This is a genomic window from Paenibacillus sp. FSL R5-0473, assembly GCF_038004565.1.
Classification (GTDB): Bacteria; Bacillota; Bacilli; order Paenibacillales; family Paenibacillaceae; genus Paenibacillus; species Paenibacillus amylolyticus.
In genome coordinates this window covers 1,197,030-1,223,426 of sequence record NZ_JBBORL010000001.1, presented here as the reverse complement: position 1 = coordinate 1,223,426, position 26,397 = coordinate 1,197,030, and the positions used below count along the sequence as shown (strand labels likewise).

The following is a 26,397-nucleotide window of genomic DNA, read 5'->3' as shown; positions in this document are numbered from 1 at the left end:
AAATGATAACTTTGTTTGTGGTGCAATGATGAGAATGCCCGTAATATAGATATATCGTTTCGGAAAGGACATCATTGGCATGAACATCGCATTTTATCCGTACTGGGCCGCCAAAACGCTGCTCTCGCTTATTAATGTCATATATATCATGGTCATTACTACATTTATATACGGTCTCACTGGATCGGTACTCTCTGCTGCAATGTTTCCACTTATTCAGATCATTGCACGCATAATAGCCGGTCTCACTTTGCCATTACTTGTGAACCGTTTCCCATTCTCCAGACTATTGATCAGCATTTCCATAGCCAAAACATTAATCATGACCTGTATAGCCATTTCGTTGAATCACTTGATTTCACAACTGCCGCTTATATTGCTCGGAGTGATTGTATTATCCTTCTTGGACGGATGGGAAACTCCGTTACTGAAGACTTTAACGCCACGATTGGTTCAAGGTGAAGACCTTATAAAAGCAAATAGCCTACTATCTTTCTCCAATCAGACTGTAACCATTGTCGGTTACGCCATGACGGGATTCGCCGTGATGAACTGGGGGGCGTCACAGACCTTCTGGGCAGCTACAAGCCTGTCCTGGGCCGTTCTGATCTTCATGATTGCCATGGGCTCGCTCACACGGAATGTAGAACAACCTCAGAAATCTGCTGTATCGCGGAATGTATTGAGGGAAGGTTGGAGTATACTTTGGAAGAATCCATCATTACGGCTGATTACGCTTATGGACATTGCCCAAGCACTTGCGGGTTCCATCTGGATCGGAGCTGTTACGCTGGCCTTTGCAAAAGAAGCTCTGGGACGAGGAGAAGGTTGGTGGGGACTCATGAACTCGAGTTACGCTGCTGGAACCATGCTTGGAGGTATTCTGGCTCTTGCACTAGCCAAACGTATTCAGAAGCACCTAATCGCTAGTATGACCATGGGTTCTCTTCTCTTCAGCCTGCTGACCGTCGTTTATGGTCTAAACAACCTGCCATGGCTCGCTCTGGTGTTATGCATACTGATGGGTCCAGTTCATCAGATTCGTGATGTGGCTCAGCAGACAGCGCTTCAGAACAGTGTACCTGTCGAATCCCTAACCAAGGTATACGCCACCCATGGCGTCCTGATATCCACGGTTATGAGTGTATCCATAGTTATCTTTGGTCTAGTCGCCGATCAACTGGGCGTTCGGTGGGTATACCTTATCGGTGGAGCCTTGTTTATTGTATCTGCGATATGCTCATTATCGTTGAGCAGAATTCACAGAAACCATCCCATTGCTAAACATACGAAAAATATGTAAATCAAAAGAGACGAGCAACATTCTGCTCGTCCCTCACAATCTCAATCCAATCGATAATCTGTCAGCGGCCTGCCTTTTTTATAATACAAAGTAGGTGACAATATATTGAAGAAAATATGCACATCGGGCATGTATGCTTCTTCCAAAATAGCTTGCACCGACGATGCAATCCGATTATGAATCTCCTGGTCACGTTGAAACATCAGAATCTCTATAGAAGCCGGAGAAGGTGTTAGCGCTTGTACATCATGACGCTCTGCCTTCATTCTCTCCCTTGGAATATGAGTAATTAGGGCCATCTGCTCTGTAATTTGGGGTACAACTTCCTCTAGTTGAGGACCTGTGAATCCTTTAAAGCGAATAAACGGCATTGCTATCCCTTCAATCTCTGTTAATAGTCTCTTATGTGATTTTAAGCACATTGTTTTCAGTTGTCAAATGTCATGGATGGCATATGTTGCTTCTTATAAACAGGAAAAGCCCCGCTGAAGTCTCAGCGGAGCCCACTGTTTGCACGTTTCTATACGTGACTTACAGCCAGAAAGATTTTGTGATGATCACGAGCAGGATAAAAAGCACAAGAATTGCACTTGTAGAAGTCCATCCGCCACCAGCATTACAACAACCGTATCCAACTTGACTCATTTGATTGGCCTCCTTTGAATTTCAAGGTATGCCATAACATATGCGTATTCCGCGCAAGTGACCGGGCGAATCGGCAAGTTCAACAGCCCATTCATCCGGGATTCATACCCGTTGATTTAACCGAATGGGCGATGGAGATTTTCAGTTGTTTTTCTTTTGACTCCTGAGGTGAAGGGTCTGTATTTCCTCTGTCCAGAAGGATTGTAAGAGTACGTGTATCACTTCGGGATGCCAGAACAACCTCTCCATCAGGTGTTATACAATACGCGATTGGAATGGATATCTCGCTATCACGGTACGAACCATCCGCATGGCTTGTCCCCATGACAATACATTGATGCTTCAGTGCGATCTGCCGAGCCTCTTCGACCCACTCACTGTACTGTTCTTCACTGAACATGCCCACACCAATGGAATGCATCACAATGTCCACATTCCCTATATTCTCATTGCGAAATCCTTGCAGGACCAGCTCATCACACAACAAAGTGCTTATTACCCAACCCTGTTCCTCAACCGTCTCAGCAGGTGTATATTTAGCTTTCTCCAATACAATCTCTCCAGCCTTACTGATGATAATTGATCGGTCCTTTGGACGTTCGTCCAGTCTGCGATGACCTGAGACAATCATGGTCCCATATTCAGCCGCCAACCTGCAAGCTTCCTCAACATTCTGGTTCAGATAACCTTCAGGAAAAAACAATATATCCGCATCAGGGTGTTGCTTGAGTTCGGCTTCAAGCTGCAGCAAATCCTGTTCCAGCCTCGGTTGTCCAATAATAATCTTCATCTGGTATCCCCCATTCATAAATAAAAGCCGGTTCATACCTGAATAAGGTACGAAACCGGCTTAAAGGTTGTACGGACAGAACTCCTGCTCATCGTACATCACTTCAAGAGTAATTGTTTCTCATGTTATTGCTCGACGACACAATTACCTTTACAGTTGAATGATATGTAGTTAGGCATTTCTACGTTCAATACTATCATATATAGCCTGCCCATCATAGCTTCGATCTGTAGCGATATCTTTCACCAATAGGACACTGTTTGCATTTCCAGATAAGATACTCAGTGCCCCCAACACCCAAGCAAGTGGATATAATGCAACGGATAACATTTTCTTCATAGCTCTGTCTCCTTTATGTACTATAGAAATGATTGGTTGAATATCCCATTAATACGATTACAACCCAATTAGGTTTCAATTTTATATACAACCATCACTATTTCTAGACATACAGGAGATAAACTAAAATTGTTCCGTTCAGATCAACTCGAAACTCTGGAGCAAGGCTGCCGCCTCTTCATGATCAGGTTCCAGAGCCAATACTTTATGGGTATATGACAGGGTTTCTTCTTCCAGTTCAAGTTCATAACAGCACACAGCCAAATCGTACAAGACGGCTGGATTATGGTTACTCGGATCTGCAACCAATGATATCTCCAGAAACCGTTTTGCATCCTCATACATATACATCTCATATAATAGCTGCCCTGCCAAAAATGCGAGACCTCCTTGCTGCTCCATCACATAGTAGGACGACCACATCGTATGAATACCAGACTGAATATCAAGCATTTCCTCATCACTCGCATCAGGAAGAAGACTGGAAATGTGGGTAGCGCTGTGAATCAAGAACTCCGCATCATACCCGCCCAGACGCCAAAACGGTAAAATATGCTTTAACTCCATACTCTTTATTCGAGAGTCTACCCATTGTTTCATGCTGAAAAAGTCATCCGGGCCAAAACGTTCAACAAATCGATGGTAGGCCAGACGTGTGTTCACATAACTAATGGGTTCTTCAACCATCAACATACACCCAACATTCAGATCTTTATAATGATGTGTTGTGAATCGTGTATGAGCGCCCTGCTGTTCAAGAACATATTGAATGGCATGGTAGTTAGCCGTTAGAGAAAAACTCCCGTGAAGAACAAATTCTGGTGGCTCTGCGAACTTCCAGTTATCCAGGCGATGATCCCCTTTATCAGCGGTAATCAACACATAACCTGACTGTGACAGCTTGTTCAACCGTTCGAGACAGGACAACCCGATTGCAGGGAACAGAATGTGCGAATCCTCCAGTTCCTCTTTGTACAATGTGATAAGCTCCTGATACGGATAGTTATCTGCACTGTATTCGGGCGCTCGGCGATACTCATAACTCAGTGTCATGTTCTTCAGCATCTCAGCGGGCTCAAGATCAAGACGACGATCCGGAGACTGTACAAGCAGATCACACTCATAGATCTCGCCATCCCCAATGTAGATTAATTCCTGTGGAATGCTGTCAAAAAAGTAATTAGCAATCAACAACAACGGTTGTTTCAGATCACCGGGCTGAATAACCGTGCCTGCAACGACCAAATTCAATTCCGTATCCGCTACAGCGTCAAAACGCGCAAAATCCACTATACCTTGTTGAATAAAGGATTGCATGGATGGATGCTCCTGCCAACCTAGCACATTCTCCGCTACGAGATCCGTCATCACATATCTGAAAGGCGGTAAAGGTATTCCAGCAAATTCCTTTAACTCAAGCAATTTCAGGAGAACTTGATGTGCCAAACGCCCTACACCCGCTCCAAGTTCAAGAATGGTTACGGTCTCGTTGATCTTTCCTTTGTTCGAAAGGTCCTGAAGAAAGCCAAAGATCATCTCTGCATACGCCGTGGCAATCAACGGATTACTCGTAATATATTGAGGGACTTGGTTCTCTGTCCAAGCTTGTAGCCCCTTCTGCTCATAATAAGCTCTCTGCCAATCCCAGACCGGAGCTTCACTGTAACGAAAACGTTGACTTTCATTTGACGTCATTAAACGGAAACCTGCTTTCTATCACTAATTTCATACGTTTCTCAGATGATCACGTATTATTTGATGTCCAATACCATTCAATCTCTGTAATGCATTATATCATAGAACCCTACCTACTCGATGAAGTTCAGTTTTCCCCTTCAACAGGGAAAAAACCTGCTTTTTAGGGCAGGTCCTTGAGGCCTTTCAATTAAGAAGACTATTGATCTAGTTTACTTAGGCAAGGACGCTCAACATTAGTCGGAATATACAGCTCCATCAAAGTTCTCAGGGCCTACACGGATCGTACCGAGCAAGTTGGAACTGATAAATGCAGTGTACGTCAATTGAGGTGTGATAGGCGGGTTGAAGTCATCTGCAGAGAACGTAATAATCTGAGGTGCAAGGACACTCAAGCTAAACGTAGACGTTGCGGAATAGATCACAGGGTCCGTAGCCAAAGTCCCCCTAACAATTGTAATAGTTACACCAACGAGTGCCAAAGGAAGTTGCACAGACACCGTTCCTTTGAATTGTACCCGTGGGTTTGCCCCTGCTCCTGCTGTTTGCAGACCAATCTGGCCGAATAATTGTGGTGTATTAATAACCAGGATTGGTATTGCAATAGAGTTAGCCAAACTCGCATTCTGAGATGTTCTTGCATCAAGAAATTGACTCATGAAATCTACCTCCTATGGGTTGGGATAAGGTAGTATATGCGAGATTTGAGATATGGCATGGACATACATCGTGATTCGAAAAAAAGGGCATACTAGAAGACACCATTAACAAGATACTTTTTCCTCCAAAGCTTACATGTAGACAGAAAAAAACCCTTGCTAGGCAAGGGTTTTAAGAGTATGGGCCCTACAGGACTCGAACCTGTGACCAATCGGTTATGAGCCGACCGCTCTAACCAACTGAGCTAAGGGCCCTAGACATAATGTATAACGTGCAGATGATGGCTGTGAATCATCCAAGTGAAACTAAATTGCGGGGGCAGGATTTGAACCTGCGGCCTTCGGGTTATGAGCCCGACGAGCTACCGGGCTGCTCCACCCCGCGTCAGTAAGAAATATTAAAACAGCGACTTAATTAATATACACCATTCTATCCCAATAAGTCAAGGGGTAATGTCAGGGAATAAAACGTACACCGTAACGTCCTTTACGTGATCGATAAACTTCCACTTCCGCTGGTTCATTATGACCGTAAATCCACCCATCCTGCTCCATACGTTTGGCCAGACACCCTGCCTGAAATTTGGTTGCATACAACTTGCTGAAATATACCCAGTGCATACCGCTCGTCCTTTCCGGAGTCGTCATTTATTCCTGCTTTTTGTAGAATACCCCATTTTCATAAAAATAGCCGCCAAAGATTAAAATCTTCAGCGGCTATCCTTAACTTATGATATGACTACTACATCAAATCTCATTGAAACGTAGCTTTAGGATCCTTTTTCAATTTCTCCAGCATCTCGTTTCCTTTAGCTGCCCACTCACCAAGTGCTTCTTTTGGTGTCTTTTTGTTCTCTAGTACCTGGTTGAAATATTCCATACCTTTTTCATTGACTTGCCATAAACCTGGGGATTTTTGATACATTTTATCCAGATTGGTATTTGTTGGCGGAATCGGCTTCAGCGAATAGAATGCTTGAATGTTATAATCCAGACCGTCTTTGGGCTTAATGAAACTCTTCCGTGATACCATCTCATAGCTGCTGCGTGCTTTAATCTTAGCCCAGTCCTCACTGTTCATGTACTTGATCAGTTCCCACGCATCATCCGGGTTCTGAGCCGCACTATTAATCGCCATGAGGTTGCTCAAGTAGATGCTGCCTCCAATTTCAGGAGCTTCCGGGTGAACTGGAGGTGTTACCACATCCCAATCCACTTTCGTAAAGTCTTTCATTTTATCCGCATTTTTATTAGCATCAATTAATTGATTAATATAGCTGTAATCACCAATAACCATGGCTGACTTGCCACTCAGGAATAGGTCACCCTGTACCGGATCATAACGCCCACTCGGATTCTGATCCTGTGGCTCGTCGCCTTTAGGAATAACTTTGTCAATCGCAAGTTTGCTGATGGTGCTCCACACTTTCTCCCATTGAGGAGAATCTACTGTCATCTTCTCTGCTTTGTCATCAAACGTCTTCAGCTGCAACGAGCTGTAGTACTGCTGCATGGAGTAGTACGGCGGACCACCCTGATATGTCGTGAAGGAGAAACCAAATACATGATCTTTACCTTCACCTTTCGTTAGACGTGTACCCAGATTGAAAATATCATCCCAAGTCATATTGTCCGTTGGCGGTTCCACGCCTGCTTTTTCAAACATACCCTTGTTATAGAACAAAGCGGAGGAGGAAAACGTTGGTGTCAATGCATAGATGCTCTGGTCCCCAAGGTCCTTAATTCCCTCCAGCACACTAGGCACAATATCACTGGTATCAAACTTGTCTTCCTGCATCAATGGGTCCAGCTGTTTGACCAGATTCTCCTGAATTAATGATTTGACTGTAGAGGTATCCGCCACGATGACGTCAACCGGATTATCCCCAGTCATAATCTTCTTCAGACTTTCCATCGTATCCGGAGCTTCCTGCTGTTCTTCTGTGTTACCGTACCCATACATACTGCTCTGATCAACGGCAGCCACAATCTCGATCGTTACATTGGGGTGTGTCAGTTCAAAAGCATCGGTAAATTGCTGACGGAAGTAACTGTCATCCTGTCCGCCCCACATCGTAGCCACACGCAATACGCGCTGCTCCGTATCCTTCGCCTCACTTGCCGTACAACCGGCAATCAGCGGCATTGCCAGCGTTGCTGTAGCCATGACGGCTAAAACACGTTTTCCCCACATACTGTTCTTCATATCCCAGTTCCCCCTCTTAATTATCTTGGCGGTGTAATAACAATGCGTTCACCGTCAAATTCCAATGTAGCCCGGTTATCAATGGATAAGGCCTCCAGATACTCTTTAGGCACCTGAAGTCGCCCTGCACGGTCAATAATGACAAATGCTTCGTGAATGTCCGGCATACCCGCCTCGGACAAGCTGTGTTCATCATCCAGATTCGGGTTGCGCTTCACAAACTCGGTACTGGTCAAGCCGTCCCGGATCGCTACGATCCGGTCTACCTTGCCAGCAAGCGTCAAGTCATGGGTAACGATGACAATCGTAACGCCGAGTTCCTTGTTCATTCTTCGGAAAATGCCCATGATTGTATCACATGTCTCGGAATCGACCGAACCGGTTGGTTCATCTGCAAGCAGAATTTTGGGACGATTGGATAATGAGATCGCAATCGCTACCCGTTGTTGCTCTCCTCCTGACAATTGATGCAATTTGTTATGCATCCGATCCTTAAGGCCTACCCATTCGAGCAACTGTTTCGCGTAAGCACGATCACGCTTGCCTCCCAGAATCATGGGAGTCTCCACATTTTCCAGTGCAGTGAGATAAGGCAGCAAGTTACGACCGTTATTTTGCCAAATAAAACCTACCGTATGACGTTTGTATTCGACCAATTGAGCATCTGTCATCTTGAGCAAATCCCAGTCTCCCACAACAGCCGTACCAGCCGTAGGACGATCAAGTCCGCCCAGAATATTCAGCAGCGTGGATTTACCGCTACCGCTGTTACCGATGATCGCCATCATTTCACCTTGATTGACAGTCAGGTTGAGACCCTGAAGGGCAACGACTTCCACATCGCTGGATTTAAAAATTTTGACAAGTCCTTCGCATTGGATCACGTTTACCTCTCCTCTCCCATTTTGACTGCCTGGTGAACTCGCAATCTGCGAATCTGCCAGAGCAACATCGTTGCACCAATGACCAGCATCACTACGGTGACCCCATACAGTTGCAACATATCTTGCTGTTCAAACACAATCCGGAACGGAGGTACCTGAGCAGATACATTATCCGTCGTTTGCAGGAATGGCAGGAATAAACGACTGGATACCTGACCAATCCCAATACCTAGCAGGATCGATAGACCTGCTGTGAACACCTGCTCCAGTAGCAGCATACCGCTCAGTTGTGCGCGTGATAACCCCATGGCTCGTAAAACACCAAACTGCACAACACGTCCGGACAGGTTGAAGAACCAGTACAGCACGTATCCGATCAACGAGATAATAACCGATACCAGGAATCCAAGGCTCAGTATCCCGAATACGCCACCTCTTGACGGATGTTTAGCCTGAGATACCAATTCGGTACGTACGTCACGTACAGATGATAACTCAATGCCTTCTGCTGCAAGTTTCTCCATTAGTGGAGCCACTTTGGCATCCGGTTCCATTTTCAGCCACACCTCATAAGGAATCAAAGGCACCTGATCATAGATATAATCCAGATTCGCCACGAAAAATGGCATCTGATCCGGATACTGGGCTGGCCAGTAAGGTATGATCCCAAACACCACGAATTCAATCGCCTGTCCCTGTACACCCATGGAGACGAGATCTCCAGTTTTGAGTTTGAACTTGTCAGCAAATTTGGAAGAGATCAATACAGCCCCTTCATATTTACCAAGCAAGTCAAGGTACTTGTAGGGATGTGCCGGGAACAGATCGTTGCGGAACCATGCCACTTGAGCAAAGTCTACATTATCAATTCCGACCAGCATCCCCTGTCCGCCCGATTTACCAGAGACGATAATATTGCCCTTGGTCTGTAGCACTCGTGCTGCATGTTCAACCCCGTCTAATCTGCGGAACACTTCGAATGGAGGTTCAGAGTAGATGACTTTGGATGGCTGCGAAGAACCGCCGCCACCACCACCTGGAGCACCTCCACCGCCGTTGCCTCCGCCGGAACCACCACCAGCAGAACCTCCTCCTCCATTGCCACCACCTTGTTGACCTCCACCCGTACCGCCATTCTGTCCGGAACCACCGGGTTTAACCTCAGGTGTTCCTTCCCACACAGTCTGCATAATCACATCAGAACCATAACGGTACAAGGTACGCTCAGTGGAATTCAGATCAATTGTCCGAGCCGCAGCCGAGTTGTACACCCCAAGTCCCAGTGTCAGTACAAGGAGGATCATCAGCGGATAATAGGAAGAAGATGAACGCGATAACTGTGTCAATGTCAGATACAACGGGACCGGGAGAAACTTGCGACCGATCAACTGAATGAGCTTTAATATCCACGGGAACAAGCGCAGGAAGAATAGTCCAAGCGCAAAGATCGCGAGTGCGGGTACAAAAAACAGAAACGGCTGTACCTGCAACTGATCCGTTGTCATTCCGGTCTGGAAGGTCAACATCTGACGTTCATAGAACAGGTAGTATCCATATCCAGCCAGACCCAGCAACACAACATCCAGGAACCAGCGTTGCCATACTGGAGCGCGGTCTGTACGTGCTTGTCGCCGCTTGGCTGATACAATGGTTGCCCGTGCATAGGTTATCGCAGGGATAAGTGATGCGATGATCGCAACAAGGACCGCTGCTACGCCCAGGAGAATAGCTTCTTTTGATACACCGATCGGAATAGACTTCCGATCTACGAACGAGAGAAAGCCACTTGCAGAGCCAATACTCTTGGCCATAAACCAACCGAGAAACGGTCCAATAATCAACGCAATAACGCCCAGGAATATACCTTCAAGCAGGTAAAGAGAGAAGATCTGCCGAGCTGAAGCTCCACGGCTGCGCAATACCGCAATATCACTCTCTTGCTTCTGTAATGACTGTCTGGCGTTCATCGCAATAAAATAAAAGACCATCGCAATCATCGGTGCTGCCAAGGTAAACAACATGGTCTGCAGTTGCAGACTCTGACTGCGGAACTGCTTAAGCAGATCACCAAAGGTGATGTCCACTTTTGTATCTTTCAGCCGCTGGTACAGATCGATATCCAGCCTTTCCAGCATGGAAGTCAGACCTGATAACTGGCTGGTTTGAATTTCTTTCAGATCAAAGGCATAATACCAGCGTGAATTTTGAAGTGGAATCCCTTTTTCCTTCAGTAAAACATCATTAAAAACCGATTCATCCACATAAAGTCCATTCATCATGCCGTCAAATCCTTGTACCCAGTAAGGGCTGTTCGGATCATCTGCCTTGAAGGAACCCGTAATCTTCACACGTAACGTGATATCAAGCCCGCTATACACTGGATATTCCAGAATGTCACCGATATGCAGGTCGTTACGGTACATGCCCTCTTCCAACATGACTGCCTCGATCGTGTCATCTTTGACCTGGTTTCCAGGTTTCACCCCGGCAGAGTAATTCACCTGTGCATCCAGCCCACTCATCGTACCCAGACTCATACTGCGCGCCCTGCTGGCATCCACTTTGGTTGGATCTTCCGGGCTCACCTCTGTGCTGCGAATGGATCTCGAATTCACATACGTATGAAAAGGAAACCCGATGTCGCGAGGAACATCCTCACGAATATAACGATCTACTTCATCCAGACCCCGTGTGTCTGTCTTCACGCCACCAGGTGCCTGATAACTCATAAGCAACGAACCGGCTGGCAACCCTTCACTGTTATCCTGCAGCGTTTGCGCGACGACCCGTTTCAACGCACCATCGGCATACATTGGAATACTGACGGTGAACGCTACCGCCACAATCAATCCGATCAGTGTGCTGAAGGTCATCCAGCGCGTGTTCCACATTTTGCGGAACAGCAACCGAAGCAATGGCAGCCCCATTAGCGTCCCACTACTTTCTGACCTACGGTCAGACCTTTCAGAATCTCGACATCTGTCGATGTCTGCTGTCCAACTTCAACGTCCACTTCACGCTTGCTGCCATCACTCTCCACCACTTGTACATACGTTCTTGAACCGATGGAGCGTAAAGCGGATACAGGAATCACAATCGCGTTCTCGGTACGCTGCGTTACAATCGAGACCGATAGTGGTGTGCCACGTTCGACGCCTTTTGGCATTTTTGCAAGTGTAACGATGACATACTTATCCAGCGTTTCCTTGGTTGGAGGCGTACCGCCTTCACCCGTCCCTTCGCCACTGCCGCTTCCCGATGCTTCCGCGATAGGCATAACTTTAATTTTGCCAGCGACTTTACCAGCTCCATTAATATCTACTTCTGCCTTCATACCGGCCGAGAACTTCTCCAGATCTTCCTTGGCAAAGGTAGCTGCCACAACCAGATTCGATGTATCCGCAATCGTAGCAATCGGATCATACGCTTTCACAGTTGCACCCTTCTCTACCTGCACAGCAATAACGGTGCCACCAAACGGAGCTGTCAACGTGGCTTTGCCCAGTTGTTCCTCCAGATCAGCGAGTTCCTGGCGTAGTTCTTCAAACGCAATCGTTGATTCTTCGAACTCTACCGGGTCCATCTCATCCTTCTTGCGGAGTGTTTCCTTCATTTGAACTTCGGATTTGCGAATAGCCAGTTTCTTGCCACGGATCTCCTTCTCTACACTCTCCACATCGAGGACAGCAAGAAGTTGACCCTTTTTCACTTTATCCCCTGGTTTAACATTTAATTCTTTGACATGCATGCCATCAAGCGTGAAGTACACCTTCTCTTCCCGCTGACTCATCATCTTGCCGCTACCACTTACTTTTTTCTCCAACGTTTCCGTCCGGACTTCATATTCCGGTTTCTTGGAGATCGTTGGTGGTGTAATAGGCGGAAGTACTTCTTCCTCTGTTTCTGACGGCAGCAATGAGCAGCCGGACATCGTTGCAACCATTATCGCACCGAGTACAATAATCGCTGCGCGTTTCCCCCTCTTCGGAGCGGCCCCTTTACTTGATAAATCTGCCGTCCGCCATTTCATAAACATGGTCCGCAACCTCCAAAATTGTAGGATCGTGTGTAGTCATACATATTGTTACTTGTTCTACTTCAATAATATTGCGGAATACGGCCATGACCTGAGCGCCCATCTTGGAATCCAGTTCCGCTGTAGGCTCATCCGCAAGCAACAATCTGGGTCTATGGGCAATCGCCTTGGCTATAGCCACCCGCTGTTGCTCTCCCCCGGACATCTCGAAAGGTCGGTGCTTCACCCGTTTGGATAATCCAACCAGATCCAGACAGTGACCAACCCTGTCCTTCCATTCCGCTCGCGGAACGTCCGCCATTCGCAGCGACAGTTCTACATTTTCCCAAGCAGATAATAAGGGCATGAGTGCATACGCCTGGAAAATAAAACCGATCTCTTTGCGCCGCAAAGCGGTCCGCCGCCGGTCTCCCCAATCCTGAAGAGGCTGACCAGAGAACAGAATGTCTCCACTTGAAGGCTGATCCAGTCCACCGAGCATATTCAGCAGTGTTGTTTTGCCTGAGCCCGATCGCCCCTTCAGCATGACCAGTTGTTGCGGATTCACTTCCATATCAATGCCTTTGAGCACATGGATAATGCGACTGCCTGTCTGGAAACTGCGATGCACGTTACGCACCTCCAGTACAGGTCCATCATATGGAGGCAGCATATCCTTCTTTGGTTTGATCTTCTTCTGGGGTTCATCAACGGTAGTGACAGCAGCTGCAGCCACTTCATCTGAAGCGATTTCACTTTCAGGTAACGGAGGTTTACTTGTCGGGTAATCGTGTTCATTGTTGTATGTATTTTCCCCCGACTCCGTCGATGCCTCCAACGGTGTTTCCCCCTGTTGATGTTCATCGCCTGACTGGCTCTTGGCAGGTCTTTTTCTGAGAAATAAATTCTTCATGCCAGCAATCACGCTCATCCTTTCTTGATATCCCGATCATTTCTTCAAAAAACCTAAAATTAGAAATCTGTTCCAACCTACACTGAATTATAAACGACCGATCCCAACTAAAAGTTACAAGCTTTTTACAACGGTAGAGGGAAAAAGTTAATATTTTGATGAACAAACGAAAAAAGCACCCCAAAGTGCGGGATGCCTCTTGCATATTCGATGGTTTTGCCGCTATGACGGCAATCATTACAATTTTGATACCGTTCATTCATGAACATGTTTTCGAGGTATCAATGATATTATTTACCAAATGAAGAAGGATCTTCACGCCAGGATTTAAGCAACTCAAAGTCACTCTCCTGAATCGTTCCCTGAGCCAAAGCCACATCCATCAGCGCCGTGAAATTGGACAACGTCTGAAGTGGAATTTCAGCATCTTCAAATGCTTTAACACCTTTATCCAGCTGGTAGCTGAAAATCGCAAGCACGGCGAGAGGTGTTGCGCCTGCTACACGTACGGCTTCGGCTGCTTTGATCGAACTTCCACCTGTAGAGATCAGATCTTCGATGACAACCACTTTCTGTCCTTCGGTAATCAGACCTTCGATCAGGTTCTCTTTGCCGTGTCCTTTCGCTTTATCACGAATGTAGGCCATCGGCAGATCTAGCTTCTGAGCCACCCAGGCAGCATGCGGGATACCTGCGGTTGCCGTACCTGCAATGACTTCTGCATCCGGGTATTGGTTCCGAATGATCGTTGCAAAGGCTTCAGCGATATCGTTGCGAATCTCCGGATAGGACATCGTTAAGCGGTTATCGCAGTATATTGGTGATTTGATGCCGGATGTCCATGTAAATGGCTGTTGCGGACGTAACGCCACGGCTTTGATTTTCAACAGTTGGGAAGCAATATGATTTGGAATCTCATTCAGTTCGATCATGCGTTCAACATCTCCTTCAAAATGGTTTCTACCGCTTCACGCGGATTGGGAGCGCCTGTAATGGGTCTGCCTACTACAATGTAATGACTGCCTCTGGCGATGGCTTCACCTGGGGTCAAGACGCGTGTCTGATCTCCCAGACCACTACCCGCTGGACGAATTCCTGGAGTAACGGTGTGAAAAGCACTGCCACACGTTGCCCGAATTGCGGGCACTTCCAGTGGAGAAGCAACAACTCCATCCAGTCCGGCCTCTTGGGCTAGTCCTGCATAACGGACCACCGCAGCTTCCACACTTCCCGGGATGCCAATCTCGTTATTCATCGTTTCCAGACTTGTACTGGTGAGTTGGGTGACTGCAATGATCTCGGGCTTGCTAAGGGAAGGATCGGCAGCGATTGCTGCCTCAGCACCTTCACGTGCAGCACGCATCATGAGGGCTCCACCCGCTGCATGTACATTAAACATGTCTACGCCAAGACGTGTGATACTCTCAGCTCCGCCACGAACGGTGTTGGGAATGTCATGCATTTTCACATCCAGAAAAACGGAGTAACCTTTGGATTTCAGCTCCCGAATAAAGTCCGGTCCTGCTGCGTAGAACAGCTGCATACCCACCTTGAGATAACAGGGAATGCCCTCAAGAGCTTGTACCAATTCTTGAGCTTCTTCCGCTCCAGGATAATCCAGTGCCACCATCAGACGGCCAGCCATTTCATTGAAACTCGCTTGATTCATCACCAGCGCTCCCCTCCACTTGCTCAATTTTTCCGTTTTTGCCCGATATAAAGGACATCCCGCCAGCCCGCAGGCTGACTGATGTCCTTCATCAGAGAGTTATTTATTTTACAAAGACAGGCATTGCTTCCGAAGAGAAGTTGATCGTTTGCAGCATGATCAGCAGCGCACGAATCGTATCCAATGAAGTCATACATACAATGCCGTTTTCTACCGCTTCACGACGGATACGGAATCCATCACGCTGCGGTGTTTTGCCTTTGGTGAGTGTGTTGAAGACAAAGTTTGCTTCGCCGCTACGGATCATATCCAGAATGTTCGGCGAACCTTCACTTAATTTGTTCACAGTCGTTACCGGAATGTTCGCTGCTTCAAGCGCAGCTGCTGTTCCGCCGGTAGCCATGATTTTGTAACCCAGTCTGTAGAAACCTTCGAGCAAAGGAACTGCTTCGTCTTTGTCTTTGTCTGCTACAGTTACTACGATCGCTCCGGTTGCCGGAATTTTCATTCCTGCACCGATGAGACCTTTGAACAACGCTTTAGCGTAATTCGGGTCACGGCCCATAACCTCACCTGTAGACTTCATCTCAGGTCCGAGGGTTGGCTCTACACGACGCAGCTTCGCGAAGGAGAAGACCGGAACTTTAACAGATACATGATCCGATTCAGGCCACAGCCCGTCAACATAACCAAGATCTTTTAGTTTCACACCCAGAATGGCTTGTGTTGCCAAGTTCGCCATCGGAATGTTGGTTACTTTGCTCAGGAATGGTACGGTACGGGATGAACGCGGGTTCACCTCGATAATGTACACTTGGCCATCATGGATAACAAACTGGATGTTGACCAGACCTACCGTTTTCAGTTCTTTCGCAATTTTGATTGTAATCTCTACAATTTTCTCTTTCAAATCCTGGGACAGATGTTGAGGAGGATATACCGCGATGGAGTCACCAGAGTGAACCCCTGCACGCTCGATATGTTCCATGATTCCCGGAATCAATACCGTTTCACCATCACAGATGGCGTCAACCTCAACTTCTTTCCCCATCATGTAACGGTCGATCAGGACCGGATGCTCTGGATTGATTTTAACCGCCTGTTCCATGTATGTCAGCAATTCAGCATCGGAGTATACAATCTCCATCGCACGACCGCCGAGTACATAGGAAGGACGAACCAGTACCGGGTAGCCCAGACTTTGAGCTGTTTCTACCGCATCATCAACGGAAATGACCGTTTTACCTTTTGGCTGTGCAATCTCCAGACGGGAGAGCAGACGCTCGAACTTCTTGCGATCCTCCGCCTCATCGATGCTTTCCAGATCCGTTCCGAGAATGGTTACACCTGCATTACGCAGTGGTGCTGCCAGGTTGATGGCCGTTTGACCACCGAACTGTACGATAACCCCTACTGGTTTCTCCTGTTCAATCACGTTCATAACATCTTCGAAGAAGAGCGGTTCAAAGTACAGGCGATCCGATGTATTAAAGTCCGTAGACACCGTCTCCGGGTTATTGTTGATAATGACTGCTTCATAGCCTGCTTTTTGTAATGCCCATACTGCGTGTACAGTAGAGTAGTCGAACTCGATCCCTTGACCGATCCGGATTGGTCCTGAACCCAGCACCACAACTTTTTTCTTATCTGAAGGAATTACTTCATTTTCTGTCTCGTAAGTTGAGTAGTAATATGGCGTTGTTGCTTCAAACTCAGCCGCACATGTATCTACCATTTTGTACACTGGGCGCAGGTTCTCTGCTTCCCGACGAGTTCTAACTTCCGCTTCACTTGTTAATGTGCCTCCTGGTTGACCTTGCGCACGCAGTTCAGCAATAGCACGGTCTGTAAACCCAAGGCGTTTCGCTTGATACAGAATGTCGGAAGACAATTCGGATTCTTCACGAATGCGATCTTCAAATGCGATCAGACCTTCGATTTTGTCCAGGAACCACCAGTCAATCTTGGTCAGATCCTGCAGCTGTTGCAACGTATAACCTCTGCGGAACGCTTCGGCAATCAGGAAGATACGCTCATCATCTGCTTTGATCAGACGCTCGTTCAGGGTAGCTTCGTCCAGCGTTTCGGCATCCTTCAGGTAGAGGCGATGTACGCCAATTTCCAAGGAACGAACTGCTTTGTGAATCGACTCTTCGAATGTCCGGCCAATAGCCATTACTTCGCCTGTTGCTTTCATCTGAGTTCCCAGTTTACGGTTCGCCGAGATGAACTTGTCGAACGGCCAGCGTGGGATTTTGCTCACGATATAATCCAGTGTAGGCTCAAAGCAAGCATACGTTTGGCCTGTTACCGGGTTCACGATTTCATCCAACGTGTAACCCATGGCAATTTTGGCAGCCATTTTTGCAATCGGATAACCCGTTGCTTTGGAAGCCAGAGCCGATGAACGGCTTACCCGTGGATTTACTTCGATAACATAGTATTGGAAGCTGTGTGGGTCCAGTGCAAACTGTACGTTACATCCACCCTCGATGTTCAGGGCACGGATGATTTTCAGGGAAGCTGAACGCAGCATTTGATATTCACGGTCCGACAATGTTTGGCTTGGTGCTACGACGATACTGTCACCTGTATGAATACCTACCGGGTCAAAGTTTTCCATGTTGCAGACAACGATACAGTTATCGTTTTTGTCTCGCATAACCTCATACTCGACTTCTTTCATACCTGCAATGCTCTTCTCGACCAGACATTGCCCAATCGGGCTGTAACGAATTCCCGCTGCCACCGTCTCACGCAGTTCTTCTTCGTTCGCACAGATTCCGCCGCCAGTTCCGCCCAGTGTATAGGCTGGACGCACGATGATTGGATAACCAATCTCATTCGCAAATTCAAGTGATTCTTCAAGTGTCGTTACGATGACACTCTCTGGTACAGGTTGTTCCAATTCACGCATCAGGTCACGGAACAGATCACGATCTTCCGCTTTCTCGATGGATGTCAGCTGTGTTCCGAGCAATTTCACATTTTCACGTTCCAGCACGCCAGCACGAGCCAGCTCTACAGCCATGTTCAGACCTGTTTGACCACCCAGTGTTGGCAACAAGCCATCTGGACGCTCTTGACGAATGATTTGGGTTACAAAATCCAGTGTAATTGGCTCAATGTAGACTTTGTCAGCCATGTTTGTATCCGTCATAATGGTCGCCGGGTTGCTGTTGATAAGTACAACTTCCACGCCTTCTTCTTTCAGAGCCTGGCAAGCTTGTGTACCGGCATAGTCGAACTCGGCCGCTTGACCGATGACGATTGGACCGGAACCAATCACCAGGATTTTTTTGAGATCTTTGTTAATCGGCATGTTATTGTGCTCCTTTCACTGCGGCTGCCAATACGGCTTGACGCGGCTTTTGCGGGTTAGTGATCTTGTGCTCGCGAATCATCTCGATGAAGCGGTCGAACAGATAGCTGTTGTCGTAAGGACCCGGGGCTGCTTCAGGGTGATATTGAACCGAGAATGCCGGGAATGATTTATGTTTCAGACCTTCAATGGTCTTATCGTTATTGTTGATATGTGTAACTTCCAGGTCTGTACTCTTCACAGACTCTTCGTTTACGGTAAATCCGTGGTTCTGGGATGTGATGAAGCAACGTCCGCTCTCCAGTTCTTTCACCGGGTGGTTTCCTCCGCGGTGTCCAAACTTAAGCTTTTCGGTGTCTGCTCCTGCCGCAAGTGCGAACAACTGGTGACCCAGGCAGATGCCGAAGATCGGGTATTCGCCAAGAAGTTCACTGATCATGTTAACTGCGTGAGGTACGTCTTTCGGGTCCCCAGGGCCGTTGGACAGTTGAATGCCGTCCGGGTTCAGGCGACGAATCTCGTCTGCTGTTACATCGTGTGGAACAACAACAACGTCACAGTTACGTTTGCTGAGTTCGCGCAAGATTCCTGTTTTCGCACCATAATCCACAAGCACAATACGCTCAGCCGTTCCCGGGCTGTTGTAGACATGCTCTGTAGAAGTCATAGGCACCTGGTTACGCAGCTCGGCAATGGTGGTGTCTCCCATCATCTCCAGCAGTTCTTCCACAGGCTTCGATCCTGTTGTGAGAATTCCCTTCATTGTGCCGTGGTGACGAATCCGGCGAGTCAACATGCGTGTATCAATTTCGCTGATTCCTACGATGCCGTATTCCTTGAGCAGATTGTCTACGCTGTATTCCGCACGCCAGTTACTCGGCGTTGGCTCATGACGACGCACAACGAAACCGTGTACGTATGGACGAATCGACTCAAAGTCATCACGCGTAATGCCGTAGTTTCCGATCAGCGGATACGTCATGGTTACGATTTGACCGCAATAGGAAGGATCCGAAAGCACCTCTTGATAGCCTGTAATTCCCGTATTAAAAACGACCTCACCTGTAGTTTCACCTTCAGCACCAAATGCTTTCCCGGTGAACAGTGTGCCGTCTTCCAACAATAATCTTGCCTGTGCCTGCATCCCATTTCACTCCTCTGTGTTTATCAACGTTGAATGCATTGGGGTTGAACATGGGGACGTTACGATTGTGCGGCTCCGCGTACAGAAAACCCTTTGATCGCTGTTATCCCCGGATTACTTTTTATCATTTTTTAAATGATGTAATCTGGTGATAAAGGCGAACGCTTTGCTTCTTCGGGTCTTTTCTGTCCGCTCCGCAGTTACGTTGGTGTCCAAGTTCAAAATCATGACATTCAACTTTGCTTTGTTTCGTATGTTAGACTCTCGGCATGATTTGCCTCGAGTTAGTTGAAAAGATGTTACTGGTGTAAAAGTTGTAGATTAAGTTTTAGAGTTAAAAAGATTTGTTGTTTTAAAAAGTTAAGATTTACTGTTACTGATTTAAAGAGTTAAAGATATAGAGTTACTGATTTATTAATTTGCTAAGTTACCGTTTTACTGTTGTACCGTGTTATTCCACACGCTTTTGCCATCCACCCAAGTTTGTACGGCCCAGCCTTTCAGCTTCCAACCTGTGAATGGTGTGTTTCTTCCTTTGGTTGCAAACGTTGCAGGATCAACCGCTTTTTCCTCGTTCAGGTCAATCATCGTGATATCGGCTGGTGCTCCTTCTTCCAGTTTGCCTGTATCCAGTCGGAATACACGTGCCGGATCAGCTGTCATGCGTTTCACCAGGAATTCCAAGCTCCACAATCCTGTTTCCACAAACTTGGTGTACAGCAGCGGGAAGGCTGTTTCGAATCCTACGATTCCGAAAGGTGCCAGCTCCATGCCTTTGGCTTTCTCTTCTTCACTGTGTGGCGCGTGATCAGTTACGATCATATCCAGCGTGCCGTCTAGCAAACCTTCGATACAAGCCTGCACATCGCGTGGTGAGCGTAGCGGCGGGTTCATTTTCCAGTTGGCATCCATGCCTGGGATATCTTCATCCGACAACACCAGATGGTGCGGACATACCTCAGCAGTTACTTTAATGCCGATGGACTTCGCTAGACGAATCAAGCGAACCGATTGCTCTGTACTTACGTGACAGACATGGTAATGAACTCCCGTTGCTTCTGCCAGCAGGATATCACGTCCAACGTGGATGGCTTCGGATTCATTTGGAATCCCTTTGATGCCATGACGCTTCGAAAACTCACCTTCCGTCACATATCCACCAACAACCAGTGAGTCATCTTCACAGTGAGCGATCACTGGCATATCCATGCTTGCCGCGAGGCTCATGGCATCCTTCATCATTTGAGCGTTTTGTACGCCTACACCGTCATCTGTGAATCCAATAGCGCCTGCTTCTTTTAATGCGGCAAAATCGGTAAGTTCACGACCCAGTTCATTTTTTGTAATGGCTGCATAAGGCAACACTTTAACCAGATCAGCTTCTTTGGCTTTATCCAATACCAGCTTCACAACTTCCGCTGTATCTGTTACTGGTCTTGTGTTCGGCATGCAAGCGATTGTTGTAAAACCACCTTGTGCTGCTGAACGGGCACCTGTCTCGATCGTCTCTTTGTGTTCGAATCCAGGTTCACGCAGATGCACATGCATATCGATCAATCCCGGAATGACCAGTTTGCCTGATGCGTCTGTCACACTTTGCGCTGACTTTTCGGCATCCAGAACGGCTTGGTCTTCCAGACCAGCGATCTTTTTAATTTTACCTTCATCTATAATGATGGTTTTCCGTTCAAGTTCCCCTTGTTGGTTCAAGACGTTTGCGTTTTTTATAATCTGTAGCATAATTGCCCTCCGCTTCGGTTCTGTCCGGCTTACCAGGCAAGCCGGATGATTTTCTTTATCGTGTACTCTCTTATTGCTCTATAAGAACTACCGTACCGTCAGCCTATGACCCACAGCCAGACCCTGTTACAGTTTCATCGCACGTTCCATAACCGCCATGCGGATTGGAACGCCGTTTGCCATCTGCGGGAAGATCCGGGATGCTTCACTTTCCACAACCGCGTCATCTACCTCGACGTTGCGATTCACTGGAGCAGGGTGCATGATAATGGTGCTTGGTTTTAGGCGTGATGCCCGTTCTTCCGTCAATCCGTAGTGTTCGCGATAATCCTCAGCTGAAGTAATTAAGCCATGTTGATGACGTTCCAGTTGAACACGAAGCATCATGACTACATCTGCATCCAGCGCTTCTTCAAGACCGACATAAGGAGCATGCTCTGCGAGTTCCGGTGCCTGCATCGTTTGCGGAGCACAGAAGCGTACATCTGCACCAAACTTTTGCAGTGCCCACAGGTTCGAACGAGCTACACGGCTATGCAGGATGTCACCAATGATGGAAACACGCAAGCCTTTCAGTTCGCCAAATGCTTTCCTCATCGTGTAGAGGTCCAGCAGTGCCTGTGTGGGGTGCTCATTGTTGCCATCTCCGGCGTTCACGAGTGGTACATTCACTTTCTGAGCCAGTTGTTGCAGAACGCCTGCCGGTTTCAACCGGATCACGCCTGCATCAATGCCCATCGACTCAAGTGTTCGTACCGTATCGTAGATGGACTCTCCTTTTTCCACACTGGATGCGGCTGCCGTAAAGTTCAGTACTTGTGCGCCCAGGCGTTTCTCTGCCATTTCGAAGGAGAAGCGGGTACGTGTGCTGTTCTCGAAGAACATGTTCGCAACGAAGCGTGATTCCAGTACCGGAACCAGTTTCTCTTTCTGCGCTTCCCAGTGAGCCGCTCGGTTAAGAATGGACTCGATTTCTCCTCGACTAAGTTCCTTCAGTCCAAGCAAGCTTCGGTCTCTCAATGCTGTCTGTGTAATCATTATGCTTGCTCCCCCCGGTTCTGAGTGATCTTGACTTCGTCCTGTCCGTCCGTTTCCATGAGTGCAACTTCGATCTCCTCTGATTTGGAAGTCGGCACATTCTTGCCGATAAAATCAGGTCGAATCGGAAGTTCCCGGTGTCCGCGGTCTGCGAGTACAGCCAGCTGAATGTTCTGCGGTCTTCCACAGTCCATCAGGGCATCCATCGCTGCGCGAATCGTCCGTCCGGTATAGAGCACATCATCGAACAAAATCACTTTTTTGTTATGGATCGAAAGTGATTCAGGTGTCATAATCAACATTTCCTTGCGATTCGCTTTATTTTCGTCCAAGCGGTCATCGCGGTAAGGAGTCACATCCAGCTCTCCCCAGGGGACTTTGGCGCCCTCGATTTCTTCAATCTTGGCGGCAATCCGTTCTGCAAGGTAAACCCCGCGTGTACGGATACCGACCAACACACAATCGTCGATTCCTTTGTTTTTCTCCAATATCTCATGGGCAATCCGTGTTAATGCGCGGCGGATCGCCGTCTCATCCATAATGACATGTGTCTCTGTGCTCATGCGTTCAGCCTCCTCAGGATTTCCCTTCAGCATCATGGCCCCGTGACGAGGAGAAAAAAAAAGACTCCTTGCCGTGTTTATTGGCAAGGAGTCTCCGAACTTCAGACCGCTCTGAAGAAAGTTTACTCTCGGGGATGCATCGCTTCATTTGCCGCAGCAAAAAAAACGATGTATCGTTCACGTTACCTTGCCAGTCTCACGGGACTGATTTAAAGGTGCTATTCATGTCGTTCATATTGCAGGACCTCACAGGGTTCTGTAATCAATATGTCCGTTTGTCTTCATGAATTATGACAGAAAGACAACCCCCTGTCAACACCTCACCATCGCAGGTGAAAACCCTCTGCTACGTTCTTCTTAGAATCAGCAGTTAGGCTGAAAAACATCCATGCACAATACATCTCATTGGTTATTCATAATTATACAACATTTCTGCATATTTATCCATAGGCAAATGAGAAATTTGATATAACCAAAATAAACCTCTGACTATACTCAAGTAGAGACAAAACACTTCTTTTAGAACAATCGGTGAGTTTCATTTTACGCAATATATGAAGGCTCTGAATTAGTAGCAAGTGAAATGGGTACAGTTTATAAACATGAACCCATTATTAGATACTGCAATAATGCCGATATACATAAGATTCACAAATTTACGACATAGAAATAAGTTACGCCCTACATTTATGTACATTTAGGAGGAAGTCATGCGTCACATTTGGCACGTTTACAAAACAGACTGGTTGCATATTCTGAAGGTTCCCACAGGTATATTTCTAATTGTGGCTATTATTCTACTGCCCGGGGTGTATGACTGGGTCAACGTGAAGTCCGTCTGGGACCCATACAGTAATACCCAGGGGATCAAAATTGCGGTGACAACTGAGGACAAGGGTGCGACTGTTGAAGGAACCCATGTTAATATCGGAGACGAACTGGTATCCAGCCTTAAACACAACGAAAAGCTGGGCTGGACTTTTGTGGACCAGGCTGAGGCTAATCGGGGTGTGCAAACTGGAGAGTATTATGCAAGCCTGCTCATTCCGGGGGACTTTTCATCCAAAATTACAGGCATCGTTGATGGGAAGCTGGAGCGACCGGAAGTAATCTATACCGTCAATGAGAAGGTGAATGCCATTGCTCCTAAAATCACAGGCTCTGGTGTATCTGCCATAACAACGCAAATCAATGAAAATTTCACTGAAGCCGTCAGTGAGGCCGTTCTAACCAAGCTGAATGAAGCCGGGGTTGAGATTAATTCCCAGCTTCCAACATTACGCAAAATGGAGAAAGGCATTTTTACACTGGAGAAAAATCTTCCGGTTATTCAAGCCGCAGGTCAAAAGGTTCTGGAAGTAGAAAAAGCCATGCCCGAGATTGTAAAAGATGCTCAAAAGATCGTTGAAATCGAGAAAAAACTGCCTGAAATCAATGAAGCAGCACAGTATGTGCTCAAGGTGCAGGAGTATTGGCCACAAATTAATGAGGCGGCTTCCGAAGTGCTGACTATTCAAGGGCGAATACCGGATATACAAAAAGCGGTAGATCGCATTCGAGAAGTGGATGAAAACTTTGGACAGGTATCAGATGTTATCCAAACGGCGCTGGATAAAACGAACAAAGCTCTGTCTATCGTAACGGCCGCAGAACAAGATTTGGACAAAGTATCACAAATCGCTGGCAACGGGATTGAGCTTGCAGAGGGATTAAATCAGTTCGTGGATTCCAGTGAAGAAGCGTTTCAGACAATTGGCCCGACGATCCGCCAAAATCTGCTGCTGGTGCAGCAGATTACTAACGCTGCAGGAGACGTATTTGCACAATTGCAAAATTCGGATCTTAATAACCTTCCTACAGTAGAAGATCTCGACCGGATTGCTTCACGTTTAGGGGTTGCGGTAAAACTCGTGGACAGTATGGCAGAACTACTGGGCAACATCAATAACTTGCTTCCAAGCCAACCACTTGCCGATAAAATCACACAACTGAACTCCATTTCAGATAAACTTCAGTTGCAGATCCGCTTGGCTGGCATCATCAGTGATGCCATGCGTCGTAATACAACTCCACCAACAGAGGTCATCGCTCAGTTAAATACTCTCTCGAAGGACATCAGCAGCGGGATAGGCAATATCTTAAACACCTATGAAAGTGAAATATCGCCTGCACTTGCAGCTGGTGCGGATAAGCTCAGGTCTACCCTCTCCACTTCAGCAGAAACTCTGCAAGGAGCAAAAGATCGTATTCCGGATATTGCGGACATTCTTGCATCAGCCAAAGAAGGAATTACGTTTGGGCAGGCCGAGTTGACAAAAATCCAGAGCGAACTGCCTCAAATACAATCTAAGATCCATGAGATATCAGAAACACTCGCGAACAAAAGTGAAGGTTTTATCCAAGCTCTGAACACAGTGTCTTCATTAATTCGAAACGATCTGCCCAAGCTGGGAAACAAACTGAACGAAGCAGCTGATTTTGTTCGTAATGATCTGCCTACTGCCGAGAAACAGATAGGCAAGGCATCCGATTTTGTACAGAATCAGCTGCCGGAGGTCGAAAAAGGAGTTCACCGTGTTGCCGCGCTTGTACGTGATGATCTGCCAGCATTGGAAAGTGCCATCAGCAAGGCTGCTGACAAACTTCGGGAGGTCGAAGGTAATAACCAGTTTGCGGAGCTCGCCAAACTTTTGCGCGGCGATATTGAAGAAGAGAGTGCTTTCCTTGCAAGTCCGGTGCAAATTAAGGAAAAACAGCTTTACCCAATTCCGAATTATGGATCGGCCATGTCACCATTTTATGGCGTGCTGTCTCTGTGGGTTGGCTCAACACTGTTGATTTCTCTGCTTCGTGCCGAAGCTGAAAATCCAGGGGGCAAGTTCCGGGGATATGAGTTATATCTTGGACGTCTCGCTACTTTTCTGACCATTGGGTTACTTCAGGCGATATGTGTCACCCTGGGAGATATCTTAATCCTGGGTACCTATGTTGCAGATAAACTGTGGTTTGTCCTGTTTGCCATGCTGGTGAGTGCCGTATTTGTCACCATAACGTACACCCTGCTGTCCGTATTTGGAAATATCGGAAAAGGGATCGCCATTATCTTCATGGTGTTCCAGTTCTCCAGCTCCGGCGGTACGTTCCCAATCAGCATGACATCACCCTTTTTCCAAGCATTGAATCCGTTCATGCCCTTCACGTATGCGATCAGTCTGCTGCGTGAGTCGGTCGGCGGCATATTGTGGTCTACTGCCATCAAGGATATTCTGTGGTTGTGTATGTTCATCGCGCTGAGTCTCATTGTTGCTCTCGCTTTGAAACGTCCACTCAGCAGTCTCACCAAACGTTCAGCCGAGAATGCCAAGAAGACCAAAATTATTGCTTAACTCATTTGCTCAACGCTAAATAAGAAAAGGCCATTGGACTTTCCATCCAATGGCCTTTTCTCGTTTCATTATATGAATCGATACAT

21 protein-coding genes and 2 tRNA genes are annotated in these 26,397 nt (G+C 47.1%); 2 read left to right on the top strand and 21 right to left on the bottom strand.

What is annotated here, in order from left to right; all coding sequences use genetic code 11:
* Positions 1-79: 79 nt before the first annotated feature.
* Entirely contained in the window at positions 80-1,303 is a 1,224-nt protein-coding gene (locus MKY28_RS05290) for an MFS transporter (protein ID WP_340935235.1), read from the top strand.
* A gap of 41 nt (positions 1,304-1,344) precedes the next feature.
* Here the strand turns inward: MKY28_RS05290 and MKY28_RS05285 are convergent, their stop codons facing one another.
* The 21 genes from MKY28_RS05285 to pyrR form a co-directional block, all read right to left on the bottom strand.
* The gene (locus MKY28_RS05285) at positions 1,345-1,674 is read right to left on the bottom strand and encodes a DUF1904 family protein (RefSeq protein WP_017687348.1); all 330 of its coding nucleotides are present in this window, start codon (positions 1,672-1,674) and stop codon (positions 1,345-1,347) included.
* 160 nt (positions 1,675-1,834) lie between these two features.
* Positions 1,835-1,948, bottom strand: a complete 114-nt coding sequence (locus MKY28_RS05280; protein ID WP_082219140.1) for a YjcZ family sporulation protein — start codon at positions 1,946-1,948, stop codon at positions 1,835-1,837.
* Positions 1,949-2,039: 91 nt separating this feature from the next.
* On the bottom strand, positions 2,040-2,738 hold the full coding sequence (locus MKY28_RS05275; RefSeq protein ID WP_340935232.1) for a hypothetical protein: 699 nt from the start codon (positions 2,736-2,738) through the stop codon (positions 2,040-2,042).
* Between the two features lie 171 nt (positions 2,739-2,909).
* Complete coding sequence (locus MKY28_RS05270; RefSeq protein ID WP_307534362.1) at positions 2,910-3,077, bottom strand: hypothetical protein; 168 nt, start codon at positions 3,075-3,077, stop codon at positions 2,910-2,912.
* 138 nt (positions 3,078-3,215) lie between these two features.
* On the bottom strand, positions 3,216-4,772 hold the full coding sequence (locus MKY28_RS05265) for a tetratricopeptide repeat protein (protein WP_340935231.1): 1,557 nt from the start codon (positions 4,770-4,772) through the stop codon (positions 3,216-3,218).
* A 236-nt stretch (positions 4,773-5,008) separates the two neighbouring features.
* The gene (locus MKY28_RS05260; protein ID WP_036614795.1) at positions 5,009-5,431 is read right to left on the bottom strand and encodes a hypothetical protein; all 423 of its coding nucleotides are present in this window, start codon (positions 5,429-5,431) and stop codon (positions 5,009-5,011) included.
* Positions 5,432-5,612: 181 nt separating this feature from the next.
* Positions 5,613-5,686 (bottom strand) — tRNA-Ile (locus tag MKY28_RS05255).
* 56 nt (positions 5,687-5,742) lie between these two features.
* Positions 5,743-5,816 (bottom strand) — tRNA-Met (locus MKY28_RS05250).
* A 71-nt stretch (positions 5,817-5,887) separates the two neighbouring features.
* Positions 5,888-6,079 (bottom strand): hypothetical protein, encoded by a 192-nt coding sequence (locus MKY28_RS05245; protein WP_047843730.1) that lies wholly within the window; start codon positions 6,077-6,079, stop codon positions 5,888-5,890.
* Between the two features lie 106 nt (positions 6,080-6,185).
* A complete protein-coding gene (locus MKY28_RS05240; protein ID WP_036614797.1) occupies positions 6,186-7,637 on the bottom strand; it encodes an ABC transporter substrate-binding protein in 1,452 nt (483 codons plus the stop codon).
* Between the two features lie 20 nt (positions 7,638-7,657).
* Positions 7,658-8,521: an ABC transporter ATP-binding protein gene (locus MKY28_RS05235; RefSeq protein WP_145323112.1), complete on the bottom strand. Its 864-nt coding sequence runs from the start codon at positions 8,519-8,521 to the stop codon at positions 7,658-7,660.
* A gap of 2 nt (positions 8,522-8,523) precedes the next feature.
* The gene (locus MKY28_RS05230) at positions 8,524-11,448 is read right to left on the bottom strand and encodes an ABC transporter permease (RefSeq protein ID WP_340935226.1); all 2,925 of its coding nucleotides are present in this window, start codon (positions 11,446-11,448) and stop codon (positions 8,524-8,526) included.
* Positions 11,448-12,557, bottom strand: coding sequence for an efflux RND transporter periplasmic adaptor subunit (locus MKY28_RS05225; RefSeq protein WP_036614803.1), 1,110 nt, complete (start codon positions 12,555-12,557; stop codon positions 11,448-11,450). Before MKY28_RS05225 ends, MKY28_RS05230 begins: the two co-directional genes overlap by 1 nt.
* Positions 12,520-13,449 carry an ABC transporter ATP-binding protein gene (locus tag MKY28_RS05220; RefSeq protein ID WP_253501909.1) on the bottom strand — a complete coding sequence of 310 codons (930 nt, stop codon included), beginning with the start codon at positions 13,447-13,449 and terminating at the stop codon, positions 12,520-12,522. Before MKY28_RS05220 ends, MKY28_RS05225 begins: the two co-directional genes overlap by 38 nt.
* 290 nt (positions 13,450-13,739) lie before the next feature.
* On the bottom strand, positions 13,740-14,381 hold the full coding sequence (gene pyrE, locus MKY28_RS05215) for an orotate phosphoribosyltransferase (RefSeq protein WP_340935223.1): 642 nt from the start codon (positions 14,379-14,381) through the stop codon (positions 13,740-13,742).
* Positions 14,378-15,118, bottom strand: coding sequence for an orotidine-5'-phosphate decarboxylase (gene pyrF, locus MKY28_RS05210; protein ID WP_076250785.1), 741 nt, complete (start codon positions 15,116-15,118; stop codon positions 14,378-14,380). Before pyrF ends, pyrE begins: the two co-directional genes overlap by 4 nt.
* Positions 15,119-15,221: 103 nt before the next feature.
* On the bottom strand, positions 15,222-18,440 hold the full coding sequence (gene carB, locus MKY28_RS05205) for a carbamoyl-phosphate synthase large subunit (protein WP_340935220.1): 3,219 nt from the start codon (positions 18,438-18,440) through the stop codon (positions 15,222-15,224).
* Between the two features lies 1 nt (position 18,441).
* The gene (gene carA, locus MKY28_RS05200) at positions 18,442-19,584 is read right to left on the bottom strand and encodes a glutamine-hydrolyzing carbamoyl-phosphate synthase small subunit (RefSeq protein WP_047843735.1); all 1,143 of its coding nucleotides are present in this window, start codon (positions 19,582-19,584) and stop codon (positions 18,442-18,444) included.
* Between the two features lie 435 nt (positions 19,585-20,019).
* Positions 20,020-21,324 (bottom strand): dihydroorotase, encoded by a 1,305-nt coding sequence (locus MKY28_RS05195; RefSeq protein WP_036674849.1) that lies wholly within the window; start codon positions 21,322-21,324, stop codon positions 20,020-20,022.
* Between the two features lie 126 nt (positions 21,325-21,450).
* Positions 21,451-22,362 carry an aspartate carbamoyltransferase catalytic subunit gene (locus MKY28_RS05190; protein ID WP_036674848.1) on the bottom strand — a complete coding sequence of 304 codons (912 nt, stop codon included), beginning with the start codon at positions 22,360-22,362 and terminating at the stop codon, positions 21,451-21,453.
* On the bottom strand, positions 22,362-22,925 hold the full coding sequence (gene pyrR, locus MKY28_RS05185) for a bifunctional pyr operon transcriptional regulator/uracil phosphoribosyltransferase PyrR (RefSeq protein WP_017687330.1): 564 nt from the start codon (positions 22,923-22,925) through the stop codon (positions 22,362-22,364). Before pyrR ends, MKY28_RS05190 begins: the two co-directional genes overlap by 1 nt.
* A 710-nt stretch (positions 22,926-23,635) precedes the next feature.
* Here pyrR and MKY28_RS05180 point away from each other — a divergent pair.
* Positions 23,636-26,311: a YhgE/Pip domain-containing protein gene (locus MKY28_RS05180; RefSeq protein ID WP_340935215.1), complete on the top strand. Its 2,676-nt coding sequence runs from the start codon at positions 23,636-23,638 to the stop codon at positions 26,309-26,311.
* The last annotated feature ends 86 nt before the right edge of the window (positions 26,312-26,397 follow it).